Below are 19,630 nucleotides of genomic sequence, written 5' to 3' on the forward strand. Positions count from 1 at the left end.
GCGGAAATGGGCGCCAATCGTCCGCGGGCCGTGCGGTCGGGGCGGAAAAGTGCCTTTTTGTTTCCAGGAATGGCGCCAAATGACCATAACTTGCTGGTATCGGCATGGAAGTTATGGCTAATATTCCGCATCCGTTCGCGCCAGTCCGCGGGCGGAAAAGAGCGGGGCGCCGGATGACGATGGGCGTTGTGCAGCCCGGCGCGTGGAGATGCAATGCGGTTTGGCAGTCTGTCGTTCGATCCGAAGTTCCACTACGCCAGCCGTCCCGATGGCCAGACGATCCACTTCACGCCGGTCGAGAGCGCGGCGCTGGCGCTGCTGGTCGGGCACATGGGCCAGATCCTGCCGCGCCAGCGCCTGCTGGACGCGACCCAGCGCGGCGAGGCCGACGCGCTCGAACGCAGCGTTGACCTGATGATCAACCGCCTGCGCGGCAAGCTGGGCGATTCGGCCCGCGCGCCGCGCTTCATCGCCACCAGCTATGGCGAAGGCTATAGCTGGATCGCCGCGCCCGAGCCGGAGCCGGGCGGCGATGTCTACGTCGCCATCGGCCCGGCCGCCGGCCCCGAGGCCCTGCGGACCGAACCGAGGGTCAAGGCCTTCCTGGTGGATCTGGCCGGCGCCCTGCGCGCCCGCCTGCCGAGCGAGCGCGGCGTCAGCCTGTTGTCGCTGGCGGCCGCCAACGAGGCCCAGGCGCCGTTTCGTGTCGAGGTCGGGCTGCGCCAGGACCAAGCCGGCGTGCACTGCGCCGTGGTGCTGCGCGAGGCCGCCAGCGGCGCCGCGCTGCGCGCCGAACGCTGGACCATCGCCCCGGCCGACGAGGCCGCGGTCGGCCGCAGCGCCGCTTCCACCTTCGCCGCCTCCATCAAGAGCGAGATCTGGCGCAGTCTGGCGCGGGCCCGTGGCGAACTGGCCGGCCCCACCGACGAGCCCATCGAGTTGCGCCTGCATCGCGCCGCGCAACTGCTGTCGCGCACGCCGCAAAGCTGGCTGGAGTCGGCGTCGGAACTGGAAAAGCTGCGCGCCGAAAGTCCGGACGATCCTCACACCGCGCTGATGTGGGCGTCGCACCTGTATGCGCGGCTGGTGCTGGACCTGTCCAGCGATCCGGCCGAACTGGAGCCGCGGATCGAGGCCCTGGTGTTCCAGGCGCTGCCGCGCGTGCGCGCCAATCCGCTGCTGGCGCTGGCGGCGGCCAAGCTGTTGTGCTTTGTCAGCCACGACCACCTGGAGCTGGCCGAGGCCTTGGCCGAGGACGCCTTCAGCCACGGCACCGCCTTCGCCTCGGCGTTTTCGGTGATGGGCCAGTTGCGCCTGAACCGTGGCCGTCTGCGCGAAGCCATCGACCACTTCGACCAGGGCATCGAACTGGCCGAGCCGGGGTCGGAATTCCAGGTGTTCCTGATGGTGCTCAAGTGCACCACGCTGCTGGCGCTGGACGACCGCCAGGCCTGCCAGGCGGCCTGCGAGACGCTGTACCGGACCAAGCCGCTGACGCGGACGCAGATGGGGCTGTTCCTGTCTTCGCCGGACGAGGTCCTGCCCGACGATCTGCGGCAGATCCTGCTGGCCCTGGACGCAGACCTGCTGCGGCGCCTGCTGGCGCACTTTGAATACCTGTTCGTGCGGCGGGTGCCGGACGCGGCCGGCAGGAAGAACATGTTCCGGGGCGTGCTGGCGCAGCTGGCCAGGCACCGGCCGATCGATGACCTGCCGTCGCGGGTGGGCGTCTATCTGTAGGCGCCCTGTTGTATTCGCCATGTACTCGCCATGTGCCCCGCCGCGTCGGCAAGGCGGGCGGCGCGGTTCGAGTTGATGCGCGATTTGACAAATGGCCCCGCTTGCGGGAAGCTACGGCCCATGACTTCCCGCGCCGTCCGCATTTCGCTGATTATTACCATCATTCCTGGAATGGTGGGTTAACGCGCGACCGCAGTCAGTCAAACAAACCCGCCCCACGAGGCGGGTTTTTTGTTGCCGCCTCTGCCGGGCCCAGCCCCCACGCCGCAGAGAGTCTTCATGCAACAACCGCAAGCCGCCACCGCCAAGACGTCCCACACCGACCCCTTCACGCCGGGCCATGCCGCGCCCATGGAATACCTGCGCCAGATCCTGACGGCGCGGGTCTACGATATCGCCCGCGAAACCGAACTGGACCTGGCCCAGGGCCTGTCGCGCCGGCTGGGCAACCGCGTGCATCTCAAGCGCGAGGACAACCAGCCGGTGTTCTCGTTCAAGGTGCGCGGCGCCTACAACAAGATGCGCAACACGCCGCAGGCGGCGCTTGAACGCGGCGTCATCACTGCCTCGGCCGGCAACCACGCCCAGGGCGTGGCAATCTCCGCCGCCCGGCTCGGCGTGCGCGCCACCATCGTGGTGCCGCAGACCGCGCCGCAGGTGAAGGTGGACGCGGTGCGCGCCTTCGGCGGCCCGACGGTGCAGGTGGTGCTGGCGGGCGATTCCTACAGCGACGCCTACGCCTACGCGCAGACGCTGGCCCGCGACCAGGACCTGACCTTCATCCCGGCGTTCGACGATCCCTACGTCATCGCTGGCCAGGGCACGGTCGGCATGGAGATCCTGCGCCAGCACCCGGGGCGCCTGGACGCGGTGTTCGTGCCGATCGGCGGCGGCAGCCTGGCGGCGGGGGTGTCGGTGTACATGAAGGCGGTGGACCCTTCGGTCAAGGTGATCGGGGTGCAGACGGTCGATTCCAGCGCCATGGCGCAGTCGATCCAGGTGGGCGAGCGGGTCAGCCTGGCCGAAGTGGGGCTGTTCTCCGATGGCACGGCGGTCAAGCTGGTGGGTGAAGAGACCTTCCGGCTGTGCCGCCAGTATCTGGACGAAGTCATCCTGGTGGATACCGACGCGGTCTGCGCGGCGATCAAGGACGTGTTCCTGGACACCCGCAGCGTGCTGGAACCGGCGGGCGCGCTGGCGCTGGCCGGGCTCAAGCAGTACGTCGAGCGCGAAGGCGCGCAGGGCCAGTCGCTGGTGGCGATCACCTCGGGCGCCAACATGAATTTCGACCGCATGCGCTTCGTGGCGGACCGGGCCGAGGTGGGCGAGGCGCGCGAAGCCGTGTTCGCCGTGACGCTGCCCGAGGAGCGCGGCAGCTTCCGCCGCTTCTGCGCGGTGATGGGGCAGCGCAGCGTGACCGAATTCAACTACCGTATCGCCGATGCCAACACCGCCCGCATCTTCGTCAGCGTGCAGATCGCGCGCCGCGGCGAGGCCGCGGACATCATGCGCGGCCTGGAGCAGGAAGGCTTCGCGGTCAGCGACCTGAGCCACAACGAAGTCTCCAAGCAGCACATCCGCTACATGGTGGGCGGACGCTCGCCGCTGGCGGGCGGCGAACGGCTGTTCCGCTTCGAGTTTCCGGAGCGTCCGGGCGCGCTGATGAAGTTCCTGTCGGCAATGGCGCCGAACTGGAACATCAGCCTATTCCACTACCGTAACCAGGGCGCGGACTTCAGCTCGGTGCTGGTGGGCATCCAGGCGCCGCTGGCGGACGACGCGGCGCTGGACCGCTTCCTGGCGCAACTGGGCTACGCGCATTGGGAAGAGACGGCGAACGAGGCGTACCGGCAGTTCCTGATCTAGGCGGCCAGCCCATGGTGGGCCAGCCCATGATGGGCCAACCCGTCCACATGCACCTGGGGCTGGCCTTGCGGGCAGCGCTCCACGCGCGCCAGCACGCCATAGGCGCGGCGCAGCGTATCGGGCGTGACCACGTGCCGCGGCGGGCCTTCGGCCAGCAGGATGCCACCGTGCAGCAACAGCGCATGGTCGGCGTGGCGCAGCGCGATGTTCAGGTCGTGCAGCACCACCAGCGTGATGAGCCGGTGGCGGACGGTCTGGCGCCGCAGCACGTCCATGACATGGAACTGGTAGTTCAGGTCCAGCGCCGACAGCGGTTCGTCCAGCAGCAGCAGGCGCGGCCGCCGCACCAGCGCCTGCGCCAGCGAGGCCAGCTGCTTCTGGCCGCCGGACAGCTCGTCGAGGTAGCGGCTGGCGAGATGGCCGATGCCCAGTTCGGTCAGCACCTGCATGGCCTCGCGCATCAAGGCGTCGCCGCCCTGGCGCGCGCGGCCCGAGCGGGCCGCCACCAGCACCGACTCCAGCACGGTCATGTGCACGCCCTTGGGCAGGGCCTGGGGCATGTACATGGCGTGCTCGGCGCGGCGGGCCGGAGAGAGGCCGGCGAAATCCGCGCCGTCCAGCCGCAGGTCGCCGTCCAGCATGGGATTGAGCCCCGCCAGCGTCTTGAGCAGGGTCGATTTGCCGCTGCCGTTCGGCCCCAGCAGGGCGGTCAGCGTGCCCTCGGGCAGCGGCGCCGCCCGCAGGCCGCGCAGCACCGGGCGGTTGCCGTAGCCGGCGGTCAGCGCGCGGATCTCCAGCGAGGTCATGGCGTCAGCGCTGCAGTGCCAGCGTGCCGCGCATGTGCTGGGCGTGGGCCGGGAACGAGCAATAGAAGGTGTAGGACTCACCCGCGGCCAGGCGGCTGACGGGGAAGGTGACGGTGGCGGTTTCACCGCCGCCGAGCATCGGCGTCCTGGCCAGGATGCGACCGTCGCCCGGCGCCAGGAAGTCGTGCGCCGCGCCCGCCTTGATGCCGTCGACCATGACCGCGTCGATGTCCTCGGTCTTGGTCAGCACCCAGTTGTGGCCGGCCTTTTCCTTGCTGTTCTTGCCGGTGTGGATGAGGCGCACCGTGAAGTCCTGGCAGGTCGCGGGCACCACGATGTGGTTGGGCGCGAACTTCTTGCCGGGCTGGCCTTCGATGTCGATGCCGCAGGCGGGCTCGGCGGCGTGGGCGGCGCCGGCGGCCAGCAGGGCGACGAGGGCGAGCGGGTAACGGGTTTGCATGGGGAGGCGTCTCCGGGGGCAGGGAAAGGCGTCAGCCGCGCTTGAGGGCGCGGATGACGATGGTGAGAAAGAAGGGAATGCCGACCAGCGAGGTCACGATGCCCACCGGCACCAGCGCGCCGGGCAGCACGGTCTTTGAGGCGACCGAGGCCAGCGACAGGATCAGCGCGCCGGCCAGCGCGCTGCCAGGCAGGTAGTAGCGATGGTCTTCGCCCAGCAGCAGGCGGGCGATGTGCGGCGCCACCAGGCCGACGAAGCCGATGGTGCCGACGAACGACACCGCCAGCGCCGCCAGCGCGCTGACCCGCAGCAGGCTCACCAGGCGCAGGCGCTTGACGTCGATGCCGAAGCTGGCGGCGCGTTCCTCGCCCAGGCGCACGGCGGTGAGTTTCCAGGCGTCGCGCAGCGAGAACGGCAACGCCAGCGCCAGCGCGGCCGCCATCACGCCCACGGTGGTCCAGGTGGCGCGCGCCAGGCTGCCCATGGTCCAGAACACGATGCCTTGCAGCGCTTCCTCGCTGGCGATGAACTGCAGCAGCATGACCAGCGCCTGGAACGAATACACCAGCGCGATGCCGAACAGCACCACGCCCAGCGTCGATCCGCCGCGCCAGCGCGCCACGCGTTCCAGGATCAGCACCGACACCAGGGTGCTGGCGAAGGCCGACAGCGACACCACCATGCCGGGCGGCAGCGCCGGCGCGTGCCAGTCCAGGGTGATGGCCAGCGAGGCGCCGAACGCGGCCGCGGCCGACACGCCCAGCGTATAGGGGCTGGCCAGCGGGTTGTCCAGCATGGTCTGCATCTCGGCGCCGCCCAGGCCCAGGGCCAGGCCCACCAGCAGCGCCATCAGGGCGTAGGGCAGGCGGAACTGCCAGACGATGACGCGGGTGCCGGCGTCGGCGGCGTCGGGGTGCAGCAGGGTGCGCAGCAGGTCGAGCGGCGCCAGGCCGGCCGGGCCGGTGGCGATGTCGGCCAGCAGGCTGATGGCGATGGCCACGGCCAGCGCCAGGGCCAGCGCCAGCCGCCGCCGGCGGGTGCGATGGTAGCGGGCGACGGGATCGTCCAGGACGCCGTCGGCGGCGAGGACGGTAGCGGAAGTCTGCATGATGGCGTGCCTGCCTGCCGTCAACGGGCGACGGGTGCGGTCCAGTAGGTGCCGGCGCCGTCCACGTCGAGGAAGTCGCGGTACAGCGTGGCCAGCGTGGCGTCCGGGTCCAGCGCGGCGGCGCGTTCGGGGTACAGCCACTTGGCCATCGCTTCGATTGCCGCGATGTTGTAGGGCGAGTTGTAGAACGCGTGCCAGATGCCGAAGGCGCGGCCGCGCTTGACCGCGTCCAGATCGCGGATGCCGTCGCGTCCCAGCAGGATGGACAGGCTGGCGGCGGAGACATCGGCCGCGGCGCCGGGGCCGACCAGCAGGCCGGGGCGACCGGGGTCGGAGCGGCTGCCGGTGGCGATGTAGACCTGCGGCTGGGCCTGGAGCAGGAACTCCATGCTGACGTCGCCGATCGCGCCCGGCAGCACCGGGGCGGCGACGTTGACGCCGCCGGCGGCTTCCAGCAGGTCGCCGAAACTGCCGTTGCCGGTGGTGTGGCAGCAGGCGGGCCACACGCCGGCCAGCATCTCGACGAATGCGCGCGGACGCTCGGCCTGCGGCACCGGCTGCACCAGCTCGCGGACCTTGGCCAGGTGCGATTCATAGAAGGCGATGTAGCGCTCGGCCTGTTCCCGGCGGTCGAGCGCCTGGCCCAGGATACGCAGGCTGGGCACGGTGTTCTTGACCGGATGCTGGCGGAAATCGATGAACACGACCGGGATGCCGGCCTGCTGCAGTGACGCGATCATCGGGTTGTTGCGGCCCGGGCCGTGGCCGCTCAGGCTGAAGATGGCCACGTCCGGCTTGAGCGAGACAATCTTCTCCGGGCTGACGCTGGCCTCCGAGGTGGTGCCGATCAGCGGCACCTCGGCCGCCTTGGGGAACCGCTTGATCAGCTGCAGCCAGGAATAGGGATCCTGTTGCTTGAGTTCGCCCTGCCAGCCGACCACGCGCGCCACCGGGTCGGCGCGGTCCAGCAGCGCCATGGCGAAGACGAAGCGGCCTTCGCCCAGCAGCACCCGCCGCGGATGATCGGGCACGGTGACGACGCGGCCGGCCAGGTCGGTCACCTGGCGCGCCTGGACGCCGGGCAGGGCGCAGAGCAGGGCGGTGGCGGCCAGCGCCGCGCGGAACATGATTTTCAAACGCATGGGAGATCCCGATCCAGTGGCCACGACACGCCCCGCGGGCTTGCGGGTAACGCGAACCATTCCTATCGGCAGGCAGTCTCCGCCATCGGGGTTCAAGAATTCGTTAAGACGCGCGCCAGGTTGTGGCGGCAGCGCCGCGAACCGATGGGCTTCCATGACCGGATCGCGGCCGCGCTTACAATCTGAGATTGATTTCCATTCCCCGCTCCGCCCATGCGTGTTCTTGTCATCGAAGACGACCCCGACATCCTCGCCAACATCACGCACCACCTGACGCGCCACGGCTACATCGTCGACTGCGCCGAGGACGGGCTGCGCGGCTACGCCATGGCGGCCGAGGGCGGCTTCGACCTGATCGTGCTGGACCTGATGCTGCCGCGGCTGGACGGCTATGACCTGTGCCGGCGGCTGCGCACCGAGGCCGGCTGCGATACGCCGGTGATCATGGTGACCGCGCGCGATACCCTGGACAACCGGTTGACGGGGTTCGACGCCGGCGCCGACGACTACCTGGTCAAGCCGTTCGCCCTGGCTGAACTGGCCGCGCGCGCCAAGGCGCTGCTGCACCGCGCCAGCGGCGCCGGCGCGGCGCGTGTGCTGCGGGTCGGCGACCTGACGCTGGATACCGGCACGCTGGCGCTGGCGCGCGGCGGGCAGGCGCTGCGGCTGCCGCCGTCGCCGCTGCAACTGCTGATGCTGCTGATGCGCGCCAGTCCGGCGGTGGTGCACCGCGGCCGGCTCGAAGAGGCGCTGTGGCGCGATTCGCCGCCGGACAGCGACAGCCTGCGAACGCACATCCACCAGATCCGCCAGGTGGTGGACAAGCCGTTCGCCACGCCGCTGCTGCACACGGTGCATGGCATCGGCTACCAACTGCGGGCCGTTGACGATGCGTAGCGCGCGGCGCGGGCTGGCGCGCTATCTGGTGCGCACCTACCTGCTGCTGGCGCTGCTGGTCGGCGGCGCGCTGACCTGGGTCTCGATCTGGAGCGTGAACACACTTGAAGTCCACCTGCAGCGCATCGACATGGGCATGGCGGTGGAACGGGTGCGCAACGATTTCCTGGCCGGCGTCGATCCCGGACGGCCGCACCGTTTCTTCCATGGCGCGCCGGGCAGCGAGGCGTTTCCGGCGGGGCTGCGCGGGCTGGCGCCGGGCTTTCACAAGATCGAGCGCGACGGCCGCGTCTGGCACGTGATGGTGGACGACAAGGACGGCCAGCGCTACATGCTGCTGCGCGACTACACCGAGTACGAACGCAACCAGTCCACTTCGCACTGGACCGTGGTCAGCGGCCTGGCCGGCGGCCTGGTGCTGGCGTTCGTGCTGGGCACGCTGGCGACGCGGCGCATGTTGCGGCCGCTGGCGCGGCTGGCGGCGCAGGTCACGGCGCGCGGCGCGCAGCCGCCCCAGACCCGCCTGGCGGCGGACTATCCGCCGGACGAGATCGGCCGGCTGGCGGACGCCTTCGACGCCACCTACAACCAGCTCGAACAGGCGCTGCGGCGCGAACAGTTGTTCACGGCGGACGTCGGCCATGAATTGCGCACGCCGCTGATGGTGATTTCCAGCTCCTGCGAGCTGCTGCTGGACGAACCCGGCCTGGACGCCGACGGCAGCGCTCGCGTGCGGCGCATCGCCGCGGCCGCGGCCGACATGGGCGAACGGCTCGATACCTACCTGATGCTGGCGCGCGGGCGCGACGCCAGTGACCAGTTCAAGCGCGAAAGCGCCGGCGGCGCGGCGCGTGAACAACTGGCGGCCTGGAGCGCGATGGCGCAGCGGCGCGGCATGTCGCTCGTACTCGAAGCGCCGGCGCAGGCGAGCGTGGCGGATCCAGACGATGCGCAGGCGGCGGCCGCGCAGGCCGACGCGCCGCGTTATCCCGCGCCCTTGCTGCGCGCGCTGCTGTCCAACCTGATCCGCAACTCGCTGCAGTACGCCGGCCCGGGCGCGCGCGTCACGATCAGCGCCGGCCCGGACTACCTGCAGGTGGCCGACGACGGCCCGGGCATCCCGCTGGAACGGCAGGAAGCCGTCTTCAGCCCGTTCGTGCGCGGCGCGCAGCCCGATGCCGGCAACCTGGGGCTGGGCCTGTCCCTGGTGCGGCGCATCTGCGAGCACCAGGGCTGGCGCGTGTCGCTGCGGTCGGCGCCCGGGCAGGGCAGCGTGTTCAGGGTGGACCTCAGAACGACAGCTCGGCCGTGAAGGTTACGGTGCGGCCGGCGCCGGGCACGCCATAGAGCTGGAATCCGTCGAGCGAGGCGCCGACGCGGCTGTAGTAGAACTTGTTGAACAGGTTCTCCACGTTCATGCCCAGGGTCAGCGACTTGTCGACGCGATAGCGCGCGGCGACCGAGTGCAGCCAGTAGGACGGCGCCTTCTCGTCGTCGCGTATCCAGATGGGATGAGTGCCGGACGGACCCGACACCGTGGAACTATTGTTGTTCTTTCCGCCTACGTACTTGTTATCGGTGTAGCGCCGCTTGCCCACATATTGCGCGCCATAGCTCAGCGAAAGCTTGTCGGTGGCCGCGTACGTGGTCCACAGGTTGAACGTCAGGTCGGGCACGTTCTTGGCTTGCTCGCCGCTGTTGGCGCCTTTGGTGATGCGGCTCTTCATGGCGCTGACGCCGGCGAAGGCCGACCAGCGCGGGGTGAGGTTGCCCGCCAGCCCCAGCTCGATGCCGTCGACCCGCTTGGCGGGCAGCGCGCGCACCACGTCGGTGGCGTCGTCGCCATACTCCCAGGAGTCGGACAGCTCGGTGCGGAACACCGCGCCGGTCAGCGACAGGTCGCCCTGGGCCAGGTCCCACTTGCCGCCCAGCTCGTAGGTCTTGGACACCGCCGGCTTGTAGCTTTCGCCGCCGGTGGCGCCGTAGATGTTGTTGTTGGTCGAGGCGCCCAGCGCGGACGGCTGCGCGGCCCGGCTGTAGGCGGCGTAGAGGCTGGCCTCGGGCACCGGCTTGTAGGTCACGCCGAGGCGGCCGCTCCAGGCGCCGTCCTCGACCCGGTTGGTGCCGTGCTGGCCGGCGGAGCCGGTGACCTGCGTGACGCGGAACCGGTCATAGCGCAGCGCGCCCTGCAGCAGCCATTGCGGCGTCAGCGTCAGCGTGTCGCCCACGTACAGGCCGGTGTTGAAGACCTCGGCGCGGTTGCCGTCGGCGCCCTTGACCTTATCGACCCCGCCCATGTCGACGCCGCCGTTGTTGCGCAGGTCGAAGGTCGGGTTGGTCGACGGCGCCTTGATGGTGCGTTCGTGGTCGCCGTAGGTTTCCTTGTAGAACTCCACGCCGGTCACCAGCTGGTGCTTGATGGCGCCGGTCTGGAAATCCAGGCTCAGGTTGGTCTGGTTGGCCAGGATGGTGTAGCGCTTGGAGGTGCCGAAGTCGTTGCCGCGCAGCTGGCCATAGGGGCTGGGGTTGTCCAGCGCCACATAGCCGCTGTACGACGGGACGCCGTCGGCGCTGTTGACCAGCGGCCCGGCGCCGGCGTAGCCGTAGGAGGTGCGTGAGGCGCTGTTCAGGCGCGCCGGCGACAGCACGCCGATGCGGTCGGTCTGCTCCCAGCGGCTGATGTTGGACAGGCGCACGCGGTCGTTGAAATCGTGTTCCGCCTTCAGGGTGGCCTGGTCGGTGCGGGTCTGTTCGGTGTACAGCGACGGATCGCCGTACCAGGCGTTGCGCGACACGTTCGGCATGCGCTGGCCACCGGTGCCGCGCTGGATCGGCACGCCGCCGTCGGGAATGTTGTTGTCTTCCTGGTGCAGGTAGTTCAGGGTGACGCGGGTGGGCGTGCCCAGCCCCATCGCCAGCGAGGCCGCCATGCCGGAGCGGTCGAACTCGGTCACGTCGCGCTCGGCCACGCCGTTGTGGTGACGCATCAGGTTGATGCGCAGCGCCGAGCTGTCGGTCAGTTCCTGGTTCAGATCGGCCGTGATGCGGCGGTAGTGGTCGGTGCCCAGGCCGCCGGACGCCTTGTAGAACGAGCCCAGCCGGGCTTCCTTGCTGACCAGGTTGACGCTGCCGCCGACCGCGGAGACGCCGGATTCGATCGAGCCGGTGCCCTTGAACACTTCGGCCCGCTCCAGGTTGAAGATGTCGGTGCGGCTGGACATGCCGGCGTCGCGGATGCCGTCGATGGTGATGCTCTGTTCCGCCGAGAAGCCGCGGATGGTGAACATGTCGCCCCAGCCCAGGTTGCCCTCGCCGGAGCTGAAGGTGATGCCCGGCACGTTGCGCAGCACGTCCTGCAAGCTCTGGGCCTGTTGCTCCTCCAGCACCTCGCGGGGCACCACGGTGATGCTTTGCGGCGTGTTCAGCAACGGTTCCGAGAATTTGCCGGATTGCACCCGGTCGGCCTTGTAGGGCGCGGGGCTGTCGGCCTGCACCGTGACCGGCGCCAGCACCGTGGCGTTGTCGCTGGCCGGCTGCGCCTGCGCGCTGGCGGCGGCGCCAAGCGCCACGCCCAGGGTCTTGAGCGCCATCGCGCCGGGATGAGAGGGTTTGTACTGCGCCATCGTCGGGTTCCAGGAAAGTGCCAATGAGAATCGTTAGCGATTCTAGGAAGGCCCATCTCAAGATCTCGTTAAGGCGTGTGGCGCCATCGTCATGACGACGGCGGTTCCGCTCGCGGCGATGGGGGCTGACGGCGGGGCGGCCATTCCCGCGGTCCGAAAAAAACGCCTTCCGGGGAAGGCGCTTTCACGGTGGGCGTGGTAGCGGGCCAGGGCCCGCCCGGCCTCAATGCAGGATCTGGCTCAGGAACAGCTTGGTGCGCTCGTTCTGCGGGTGGTCGAAGAACTCGTCCGGGCTGTTCTGCTCGATGATCTCGCCACGGTCCATGAAGATGACGCGGTTGGCGACCTTGCGCGCGAAGCCCATTTCGTGGGTCACGCACAGCATCGTCATGCCGCTTTCCTGGGCCAGGTTGACCATCACGTCCAGCACTTCCTTGACCATTTCCGGGTCCAGCGCCGAGGTCGGCTCATCGAACAGCATGATCTTGGGGCTCATGCACAGCGAACGGGCGATGGCCACGCGCTGCTGCTGGCCGCCCGAGAGCTGGCCGGGGAATTTCTTGGCCTGGTCCGGAATGCGCACGCGTTCCAGGTACTTCATGGCCGTGGCCTCGGCTTCGGCGCGCGGCTTCTTCAAGACCCACATCGGGCCCAGCGTCAGGTTCTCCAGCACCGTCAGGTGCGGGAACAGGTTGAAGTGCTGGAACACCATGCCGACGTCCTTGCGGATGGTCTCGATGTGCTTGAGGTCGTTGGTGAGCTCCGTGCCGTCCACGATGATGTGGCCTTTCTGGTGCTCTTCGAGCCGGTTGATGCAGCGGATCATGGTGGACTTGCCCGAGCCGGACGGCCCGCACACCACGATGCGCTCACCCGGCGCCACGTCCAGGTTGATGTTGCGCAGCACGTGGAACTGGCCGTACCACTTGTTCACGTCCTGCAGTCGAATGATGGCATCAGACATGCCTGTACTCCCGTAAATATCGCGTTGCGGGCCCGCCCGTGGCGGGCCCGCGGCAAGGTTCTATCGTGCGTGACCGGTGGCCAGGCGTTTTTCCAGCGCCTGGCTGTATTTGGACATGGAGAAGCAGAAGACGAAGTAGATCAGCGAGATGAACAGATACGCCTCCACCCCGAATCCGCGCCATGCCGCGTCGGACAGGGCCGCCTTGGCCGCCAGCGTCAGGTCGAAGATGCCGATGATCACCACCAGCGACGTGTCCTTGAACAGCGCGATGAAGATGCTGACCAGCGGCGGGATCACGATCTTGAGCGCCTGCGGCAGGATGATCTTGCGCATCTGCTGCCAGTAGTTCAGGCCGAGCGAGTCGGCGCCTTCGTACTGGCCCTTGGGGATCGCCTGCAACCCGCCGCGCACCGTTTCGGCGATGTACGCGGCCGCGAACATGATGATCGCGATCTGCGCGCGCAGCAGCTTGTCGATGGAGAAGCCTTCGGGCAGGAACAGCGGCAGCATCACCGACGACATGAACAGCAGGCTGATCAGCGGCACGCCGCGGATCAGCTCGATGTACACGACGCACAGCGCCTTGATGGCCGGCATCTTCGAGCGCCGGCCCAGGGCCAGCAGCACGCCGATCGGGAAGGCGAAGGCGATGCCGAACGTCGACAGGATCAGCGTCAGCGGCAGGCCGCCCCAGCGCGCGTTCTCGACGTAGGTCAGGCCCAGCACGCCGCCCCACATCAGGATCGCCACGGCGGTCAGGCCGACGGTCCAGATGATGGCGAGCTTCCAGTTCCAGAAACGACGGATGCCGCTGCACACGATCACGGCGACCAGGATGATGGTCGCGATCAGCGGCCGCCATTGCTCGTCGTACGGATAGGTGCCGAACAGGATCAGCCGGTGCTTCTCGATGATGAAGGCCCAGCAGGCCCCGCCCACCGAGGCGCGGCATTCCTGCGCGTTGGCGGCGGTGAAGTTGGCCTTGATGAAGGCCCACTCGACCAGCGCCGGCACCGACATCAACAGGAACCACGCCAGCAGCACCGTGATCAGGATGTTCAGCGGCGAGGAAAACAGGCGCGAGCGCAGCCACGCCCACGCGCCGACATGGGTCTTGGGCGGCGGCAGCCCTTCACTGGGGATATGCGTAGTGCTGCTCATATCAACGCTCCACCAGCGCGATGCGCTTGTTGTACCAGTTCATGAAGATCGAGATCGACAGGCTGACCGTGAGGTACGCGCCCATGATGATGAGAATGCCCTCGATGGCCTGCCCGGTCTGGTTCAGCGTGGTGTTGACCACCGACACGATGTCCGGATAGCCGATCGCCACGGCCAGCGAGCTGTTTTTCAACAGATTGAGATACTGGCTGGTCATGGGCGGAATGATGACCCGCAAAGCTTGCGGCAGCACCACCAGGCGCAGCGCCAGCGGCCGCCGCAATCCGAGGGCGCCGGCCGCTTCCCATTGGCCGTTGCCGACCGCCTGGATGCCCGAGCGCACCACCTCGGCGATGAACGCCGCGGTGTAGATCACCAGGCCCAGCAGCAGCGCCGCGAACTCCGGCGTCAGCGTCAGGCCGCCCGTGAAGTTGAAGCCCTTCAGTGCCGGCATGTCCAGCGTCAGCGAGGCACCGCTGGCGAGCCAGCCGATCACCGGCAGGCCGATCAAGAGGCCGATGGCGGCGCGGCCCAGCGGGAACGCCTGGCCGGTGGCTTCCTGGCGCTTCTTGCCCCAGTGGCCCAGGAACAGGATGGCCACTACCGCCAGGCCCAGCCCAGCCAGCACCCAGTCGAGCGAGGCGCCTTCCAGCCCCGGCACCTTGAGGCCGCGGTTGGAGATGAAGACGCCCGGCAGCGGGTTGTGCGCCTGGCGCGGACCCGGCATGTTCTCGGTGATGAGCGCATACCAGAAGAACAGCTGCAGCAGCAGCGGCACGTTGCGCATGACCTCGACGTAGATCGAGGCCAGCCGCGCGACCAGCCAGTTCCTGGACAGCCGGCCCACGCCGATCAGCACGCCCAGCACGGTGGCGGCCACCAGCGCCAGCAGGCCGACCCGCAGCGTGTTCAGGATGCCCACGACGATGGCGCGGCCGTAGGTGTCGGCCGGCCCGTAGGCGATGGGCGATTCGCCGATGGCGAAACCGGCTTCGCGCGTGAGAAAGCCGAAACCGGTGGCGATGTTGCGCAGCGCCAGGTTCTGCAGGGTGTTGTGGACCAGGAACCAGATCGCCGATCCCGCCAGCGCCAGCGCCAGGGCCTGGTAGGCCAGGGCGCGGGTGGCCGGATCGTTCCAGGACCAGCGGCGCGGCGCTCGCCGCGCGTTGGCATTGCTCTGCTTGCCCACGGTTCAGCCCGCCATCAGCGCGCCGACCGCGGCGGCCAGCCGGTCCATGCCCTGTTCGATCACTTCGGTGGCGGTGGCGAAGGAGAACCGCACATACGGCGACAGACCGTACGAACCGCCGTCGATCACCGCCACGCCGGCCTGGCGCAGGAAGAACAGGCTGACGTCCAGGTCGGTCTTGAGTTCGCCGTCCGGCCCCTTGCGGCCGATCAGGCCGGCGACGTTGGCGTAGACGTAGAAGGCGCCGTCGGGCGTGGCGCAGGAAATGCCGGGAATCGCATTCAGGCGCCGCACGATCAGGTCGCGGCGCGCCTTGAAGATGGCGACCATCTCGGTCACGCTGGACTGGTCGCCTTCGAGCGCGGCCTGGGCCGCGGCCTGCGAGATGGCGCTGGGGCAACTGGTGCTTTGCGACATGACCGTGCTCATGGCCTTGATGAGGTCGGCCGGGCCGGCGCCGTAGCCGATGCGCCAGCCGGTCATGGCGTAGGCCTTGGACATGCCGTTGACGATCAGCGTGCGCTCGGCCAGGCGCGGCTCGACCTGCACCGGCGAGACGTGCGCTTCGGCGCCGTAGCAGAACGGCGCATAGATTTCGTCGCTCAGGATCCAGACGCGCGGATGGCGCACCAGCACTTCTGTCAGGGCACGCATCTCGGCGCGGCTGTAGACCGCGCCGCTGGGGTTGCTGGGCGAATTCAGGATCAGCCAGCGGGTGCGCGGGGTGATGGCCGCCTCCAGGCTGGCGGCGTCGAGCTTGAAGCCCTGCGATTCGGGTCCGGTCACGACCACCGGCTTGCCCTCGTTGAGCAGCACCATGTCGGGATACGACACCCAGTACGGCGCGCACACGATCACTTCGTCGCCCGGTTCCAGGCTGGCGGTCAGGGCCGCGCCGATGATCTGCTTGGCGCCGGCGCCCACGGTGATCTGGTCCAGGCCGTACTTGGCGCCCAGGGTCTGCTCCAGGCTGCCGGCGATGGCGCGGCGCAGGCCCGGCGTGCCGTTGGGGCTGGTGTAGCGGATGTCGCCGCCGGCGATGGCGTCCTGGCCGGCGCGCGCGATGTGGGCGGGCGTGGCCATGTCGGGCTCGCCCAGGGTGAAGTCGGCGATCTCGCGCCCGGCGCGGCGCAATTCGTCGACCACGATCTTGGCGGCCATGCTGGGGGAGGGTTTGATCTGCTTGAGGCGGGCGTTGACGATGCTGTTCATGGTGACTGCTTCAAAGAATGCGAAGGCCGGCGCGAGGCGGTCGGTCCGCGGAAATCGGGAAAACGCGGCGCGGCCCGGAGTCATCGCCGGGCCGCGCGAGAGGCGCTCAGCGCACGGGCCAGCCGTACATCAGGCCGCCCTGGGTCCACAGCTTGTTCAGGCCGCGGTCCAGCTTCAGGGGGCTGTCCTTGCCCATGGCGCGGTCGTAGCTTTCGCCGTAGTTGCCGACCTGCTTGATGATGTTGTAGGCCCACTTGTCGTCCAGGCCCAGGTTCTTGCCCATGCCGGGCGTCACGCCCAGGATGCGCTGCACGTTGGGGTTGGTGCTCTTGAGCATCTCGTCGACGTTCTTGGAGGTGATGCCGTATTCCTCGGCTTCGAGCATGGCGTTGAGCGACCAGCGCACCACGTTGAACCACTGTTCGTCACCCTGGCGCACCATGGGGCCGAGCGGCTCCTTGGACAGGTTCTCCGGCAGGATCTCCCAGTCGTCCGGCTTGGCCAGGCGGGTGCGCATGTTGGCGGCGGTGTTGGACTTGTCGTTGGTGTAGGCGTCGCAGCGGCCCGACTCCAGCAGGCGGAAGTTCTCGTCGTAGTTCTCGACCAGCACCGGCTTGAAGGTGATGCCGCGGGCGCGGAAGTAGTCGGCCAGGTTCAGTTCGGTGGTGGTGCCGGGCTGCACGCAGACCGTGGCGCCGTCCAGCTCCTTGACCGTCTTGACGTTCATCGACTTCTTCACGATCAGGCCCTGGGCGTCGTAGAAGTTCACGCCCACGCCGATCAGGCCCAGGGTGGTGTCGCGCGTCAGGGTCTGGGTGGTGTTGCGCGACAGCATGTCGATCTCGCCCGATTGCAGGGCCGTGAACTTGGCCTGCGCGGTCAGCACGTTGCCCTTGACCTTCGAGGCGTCGCCGAACATCGCGGCGGCCACGGCGCGGCACATGTCCACGTCCAGGCCGGTCCATTCGCCCTTGCTGTCGAGCACCGAGAAACCGGGAATGCCGGCAAAGCCGCATTGCAGGAAGCCTTTTTTCTTGACGGCTTCGAAAGTGACGCCGGCCTGGGCGCCGGAGGCAACGCACACCAGGGTCGCCGCGACGGCGGTGGTCAGGAACTTGCGCATGAGAGTGTTCTCCAGGGGTACGGAAAAGGGCAGGGAATGGCTAGGAAACAGACCGGCGGCGCACCGTCGCATCCCCCGGGCGGGCGGGGATGGGACAGGCGCTTGGGACGGGGAGGGGAAAGGCGGGGCGTCGGCGACGATGGCCTTCCGGGCGGGCCTTACCGGTGGAGGCGGGCGGCGTAGCGTTGGAAGGTCGGGCGGGGGACAGGCAACAGGCTCATCGGCGGCACTTGGACGGCAGATCTTGCATAACTGATGAGACGTATGATGGCAGCCGTCATACAAGTGAGCAAGTCAGGGGATTCCCGTAATTTGCAATGTCGGCAGCGGTTATATGGCGCGCGCGGACGGGCGCCATGAGGCGCGGCGCGGGGCAGGCGACGGACCAAGGCGGCGGGTCGCCGCCCGGGAGGGTTCCGTGGGCCCGGGCGTACTGGGAAGGAGCGCGGCGCCGGTCAGGCCGGCGGATTGGACAGCAGCTTGCGGTAGCGGGCGATGCTGTCGCCCAGGTGGCGGGCCATGGCGGCGCGCGCGGCGCCGGGATCGCGGCGCATGATGGCGGTCAGGATGGCTTCGTGCTCCTGCACGTTGCGGGTCTCGTAGACCTCCAGCTCTTCGGGCGTCTTGCCGCCGTGCTTGATGTTCAGGTCCAGCATCACGTCGCGCACCGCCGCCTGCAGCAGGGCCGGGAAGTGCGGGTTGTTGGACGCGCGCGCGATCGACAGGTGGAACTCGTAGTCGGCCTTGACGGCGGCTTCCATGTCGCGGGTGGCGCGGTTGAAGGCGTCGAAGGCCTCGACGATGCCGCTCAGGTCGGCGGCGCTGCGGCGCTCGGCCGCCAGGCCACAGGCCTCGACCTCGAGGCCGGCGCGCAGTTCCATGATGTGCAGCGCCCACCGCGGATCGGCCGCCGGGGCGACGACGAAATCGATGGGCTTTTCGCGGTCTTCGGTGACGAACACGCCGATGCCGGCCTTGCTGACCAGCCGGCCGCTCAGGCGCATCGAGGCCACGGCCTCGCGGATCACGGTGCGGCTGACGTCGAATTCGGCGCACAGCGCATGCTCGGACGGCAGCTTGTCGCCGGGGCGGTACTGGCGGGCGTCCAGGCGCTTGGTCAGTTCGTCGATCACGACGTCGGTCAGGCGCGAGCGTGGGCGGGGCCGGGGAGTTTCCATTGTCTCTCTTGTAGGGTTGCGGCGCCGGGAGGGCCGTAATCCCTATGATAAACGCCCGATGCCGTATGACAGCATACAGGAGCGTTATCGGGCCATGGCTGGGGCGGGGTCCTGGCGCCGTGGCCGTGGCGCCCAAAGCAGGACGCCCTCCGGTGGGCGGAGGGCGTCCTGGCTGCGCGGAACCGCAAGAGGCAGTGGTCGGCGCGTGGCCGCCCGCCGCGGGCCGGCGTTTACTGCGGGCCGAGTTTGCGGATCAAGGCGTCGAGCATCTCCAGTTCCTCGGGATGCAGGTCGGTCAGCGGCGCGCGCACCGGGCCGGCATCGTGGCCGACCAGTTTGGCGCCAGCCTTGACGATGCTGACGGCGTAGCCGGCGCAGCGGTTGCGGATCTCCAGGTAGGGCAGGAAGAACTCGTCGAGTAGGCGGTTGGTGGTGTCGTGGTCGTTGGCGGCGATGGCGCGGTAGAACTGCATCGCGGTCTTGGGCACGAAGTTGAAGACGGCCGACGAGTAGACCGGCACGCCGAGCGCGCGGTAGGCGGCGGCATAGACCTCGGCGGTGGGCAGGCCGCCCAGGTAGGAGAAGCGGTCGCCCAGCTTGCGGCGGATGCGGACCATGGCTTCGATGTCGCCGACGCCGTCCTTGAAGCCGATCAGGTTGGGGCAACGCTCGGCCAGGCGGGCCAGGTGGTCGGCCGACAGGCGCGACTGGGCGCGGTTGTAGACGATGACGCCGATCTTGACGGACTTGCAGACCTGTTCGACGTGGTCGGCGATGCCTTGCTGGGAGGCTTCGGTCAGGTAGTGCGGCAGCAGCAGCACGCCCTTGGCGCCCAGGCGCTCGGCTTCCTGGGCGTAGGCGATGGCCAGGCGGGTGGGGCCGCCGGCGCCGGCCAGGATCGGCACCTTGCCGGCGCAGGTGGTGACGGCGGTGCGGATGACATCCGAATACTCGTCGGGGGCCAGCGAGAAGAACTCGCCGGTGCCGCCGGCGGCGAACAGGGCGGTGGCGCCGTAGGGGGCCAGCCATTCCAGGCGCTGGGCGTAGGTCTTGGCGTTGAAGTTGCCTTGCGCGTCGAAATCGGTCACGGGGAAGGAGAGCAGTCCTTCCGAGACGATGGCCTTGAGTTCCTGGGGTGTGGTCATGCCTGGGTCCATT

16 protein-coding genes are annotated in these 19,630 nt (G+C 68.8%); 4 read left to right on the forward strand and 12 right to left on the reverse strand.

Features of this window, described 5'->3' with window-relative positions; translation table 11 throughout:
- Positions 1-213 precede the first annotated feature (213 nt).
- Both ABFG95_RS27880 and ilvA read left to right on the forward strand, forming a co-directional pair.
- A complete protein-coding gene (locus ABFG95_RS27880) occupies positions 214-1,740 on the forward strand; it encodes a helix-turn-helix domain-containing protein (protein WP_068980817.1) in 1,527 nt (508 codons plus the stop codon).
- A 351-nt stretch (positions 1,741-2,091) separates the two neighbouring features.
- Positions 2,092-3,606, forward strand: coding sequence for a threonine ammonia-lyase, biosynthetic (gene ilvA / locus ABFG95_RS27885; protein WP_049077846.1), 1,515 nt, complete (start codon positions 2,092-2,094; stop codon positions 3,604-3,606).
- Here ilvA and ABFG95_RS27890 read toward each other — a convergent pair.
- The 4 genes from ABFG95_RS27890 to ABFG95_RS27905 are packed head-to-tail and all read right to left on the reverse strand — an operon-like array spanning position 3,603 to position 7,122.
- Positions 3,603-4,412: an ABC transporter ATP-binding protein gene (locus ABFG95_RS27890; protein ID WP_348995180.1), complete on the reverse strand. Its 810-nt coding sequence runs from the start codon at positions 4,410-4,412 to the stop codon at positions 3,603-3,605. The two genes, ilvA and ABFG95_RS27890, sit on opposite strands and share 4 nt — an antisense overlap.
- Positions 4,413-4,416: 4 nt before the next feature.
- Complete coding sequence (azu, locus tag ABFG95_RS27895; protein ID WP_278993324.1) at positions 4,417-4,872, reverse strand: azurin; 456 nt, start codon at positions 4,870-4,872, stop codon at positions 4,417-4,419.
- Positions 4,873-4,903: 31 nt separating this feature from the next.
- The gene (locus ABFG95_RS27900; RefSeq protein WP_278993322.1) at positions 4,904-5,980 is read right to left on the reverse strand and encodes an iron ABC transporter permease; all 1,077 of its coding nucleotides are present in this window, start codon (positions 5,978-5,980) and stop codon (positions 4,904-4,906) included.
- A 20-nt stretch (positions 5,981-6,000) separates the two neighbouring features.
- Complete coding sequence (locus tag ABFG95_RS27905) at positions 6,001-7,122, reverse strand: ABC transporter substrate-binding protein (protein WP_278993320.1); 1,122 nt, start codon at positions 7,120-7,122, stop codon at positions 6,001-6,003.
- Positions 7,123-7,335: 213 nt separating this feature from the next.
- Here ABFG95_RS27905 and ABFG95_RS27910 point away from each other — a divergent pair, with 213 nt between their 5' ends.
- Both ABFG95_RS27910 and ABFG95_RS27915 read left to right on the forward strand, forming a co-directional pair.
- The gene (locus tag ABFG95_RS27910; protein WP_278993318.1) at positions 7,336-8,019 is read left to right on the forward strand and encodes a response regulator transcription factor; all 684 of its coding nucleotides are present in this window, start codon (positions 7,336-7,338) and stop codon (positions 8,017-8,019) included.
- Positions 7,979-9,331, forward strand: coding sequence for a HAMP domain-containing sensor histidine kinase (locus ABFG95_RS27915; RefSeq protein ID WP_278993316.1), 1,353 nt, complete (start codon positions 7,979-7,981; stop codon positions 9,329-9,331). Before ABFG95_RS27910 ends, ABFG95_RS27915 begins: the two co-directional genes overlap by 41 nt.
- Here the strand turns inward: ABFG95_RS27915 and ABFG95_RS27920 are convergent.
- The 8 genes from ABFG95_RS27920 to kdgD form a co-directional block, all read right to left on the reverse strand.
- Entirely contained in the window at positions 9,309-11,642 is a 2,334-nt protein-coding gene (locus ABFG95_RS27920) for a TonB-dependent siderophore receptor (RefSeq protein WP_278993315.1), read from the reverse strand. The genes ABFG95_RS27915 and ABFG95_RS27920 overlap by 23 nt on opposite strands.
- Positions 11,643-11,865: 223 nt before the next feature.
- A complete protein-coding gene (locus ABFG95_RS27925) occupies positions 11,866-12,606 on the reverse strand; it encodes an amino acid ABC transporter ATP-binding protein (protein WP_049070976.1) in 741 nt (246 codons plus the stop codon).
- Positions 12,607-12,666: 60 nt separating this feature from the next.
- Positions 12,667-13,770, reverse strand: coding sequence for an amino acid ABC transporter permease (locus ABFG95_RS27930; protein WP_059269209.1), 1,104 nt, complete (start codon positions 13,768-13,770; stop codon positions 12,667-12,669).
- Position 13,771: 1 nt separating this feature from the next.
- On the reverse strand, positions 13,772-14,959 hold the full coding sequence (locus ABFG95_RS27935) for an amino acid ABC transporter permease (RefSeq protein ID WP_348995181.1): 1,188 nt from the start codon (positions 14,957-14,959) through the stop codon (positions 13,772-13,774).
- Positions 14,960-14,962: 3 nt separating this feature from the next.
- A complete protein-coding gene (locus tag ABFG95_RS27940; RefSeq protein WP_054504563.1) occupies positions 14,963-16,171 on the reverse strand; it encodes an aminotransferase class I/II-fold pyridoxal phosphate-dependent enzyme in 1,209 nt (402 codons plus the stop codon).
- A gap of 106 nt (positions 16,172-16,277) precedes the next feature.
- A complete protein-coding gene (locus ABFG95_RS27945) occupies positions 16,278-17,294 on the reverse strand; it encodes an amino acid ABC transporter substrate-binding protein (RefSeq protein ID WP_278992045.1) in 1,017 nt (338 codons plus the stop codon).
- A gap of 455 nt (positions 17,295-17,749) precedes the next feature.
- On the reverse strand, positions 17,750-18,472 hold the full coding sequence (locus ABFG95_RS27950) for a FadR/GntR family transcriptional regulator (RefSeq protein WP_049073862.1): 723 nt from the start codon (positions 18,470-18,472) through the stop codon (positions 17,750-17,752).
- A gap of 230 nt (positions 18,473-18,702) precedes the next feature.
- Positions 18,703-19,617, reverse strand: coding sequence for a 5-dehydro-4-deoxyglucarate dehydratase (kdgD, locus tag ABFG95_RS27955; RefSeq protein WP_059270414.1), 915 nt, complete (start codon positions 19,615-19,617; stop codon positions 18,703-18,705).
- Between the last annotated feature and the right edge of the window lie 13 nt (positions 19,618-19,630).

The organism is Achromobacter sp. HNDS-1 (assembly GCF_040084795.1).
GTDB classification, from domain to species: domain Bacteria; phylum Pseudomonadota; class Gammaproteobacteria; order Burkholderiales; family Burkholderiaceae_B; genus Achromobacter; species Achromobacter ruhlandii.

What these genes read in the sequence shown, in the direction of transcription:
- ABFG95_RS27930 (WP_059269209.1), bottom strand. Translation starts at nt 13,770, where the DNA reads ATGAGCAGCACTACGCATATCCCCAGTGAAGGGCTGCCGCCGCCCAAG.
- ABFG95_RS27940 (WP_054504563.1), bottom strand. Translation starts at nt 16,171, where the DNA reads ATGAACAGCATCGTCAACGCCCGCCTCAAGCAGATCAAACCCTCCCCC.
- ABFG95_RS27880 (WP_068980817.1), top strand. Translation starts at nt 214, where the DNA reads ATGCGGTTTGGCAGTCTGTCGTTCGATCCGAAGTTCCACTACGCCAGC.
- ABFG95_RS27915 (WP_278993316.1), top strand. Translation starts at nt 7,979, where the DNA reads ATGGCATCGGCTACCAACTGCGGGCCGTTGACGATGCGTAGCGCGCGG.
- ABFG95_RS27950 (WP_049073862.1), bottom strand. Translation starts at nt 18,472, where the DNA reads ATGGAAACTCCCCGGCCCCGCCCACGCTCGCGCCTGACCGACGTCGTG.
- ABFG95_RS27945 (WP_278992045.1), bottom strand. Translation starts at nt 17,294, where the DNA reads ATGCGCAAGTTCCTGACCACCGCCGTCGCGGCGACCCTGGTGTGCGTT.
- kdgD (WP_059270414.1), bottom strand. Translation starts at nt 19,617, where the DNA reads ATGACCACACCCCAGGAACTCAAGGCCATCGTCTCGGAAGGACTGCTC.
- ABFG95_RS27905 (WP_278993320.1), bottom strand. Translation starts at nt 7,122, where the DNA reads ATGCGTTTGAAAATCATGTTCCGCGCGGCGCTGGCCGCCACCGCCCTG.
- ABFG95_RS27920 (WP_278993315.1), bottom strand. Translation starts at nt 11,642, where the DNA reads ATGGCGCAGTACAAACCCTCTCATCCCGGCGCGATGGCGCTCAAGACC.
- ABFG95_RS27925 (WP_049070976.1), bottom strand. Translation starts at nt 12,606, where the DNA reads ATGTCTGATGCCATCATTCGACTGCAGGACGTGAACAAGTGGTACGGC.
- ABFG95_RS27910 (WP_278993318.1), top strand. Translation starts at nt 7,336, where the DNA reads ATGCGTGTTCTTGTCATCGAAGACGACCCCGACATCCTCGCCAACATC.
- ABFG95_RS27900 (WP_278993322.1), bottom strand. Translation starts at nt 5,980, where the DNA reads ATGCAGACTTCCGCTACCGTCCTCGCCGCCGACGGCGTCCTGGACGAT.
- ABFG95_RS27890 (WP_348995180.1), bottom strand. Translation starts at nt 4,412, where the DNA reads ATGACCTCGCTGGAGATCCGCGCGCTGACCGCCGGCTACGGCAACCGC.
- ilvA (WP_049077846.1), top strand. Translation starts at nt 2,092, where the DNA reads ATGGAATACCTGCGCCAGATCCTGACGGCGCGGGTCTACGATATCGCC.
- azu (WP_278993324.1), bottom strand. Translation starts at nt 4,872, where the DNA reads ATGCAAACCCGTTACCCGCTCGCCCTCGTCGCCCTGCTGGCCGCCGGC.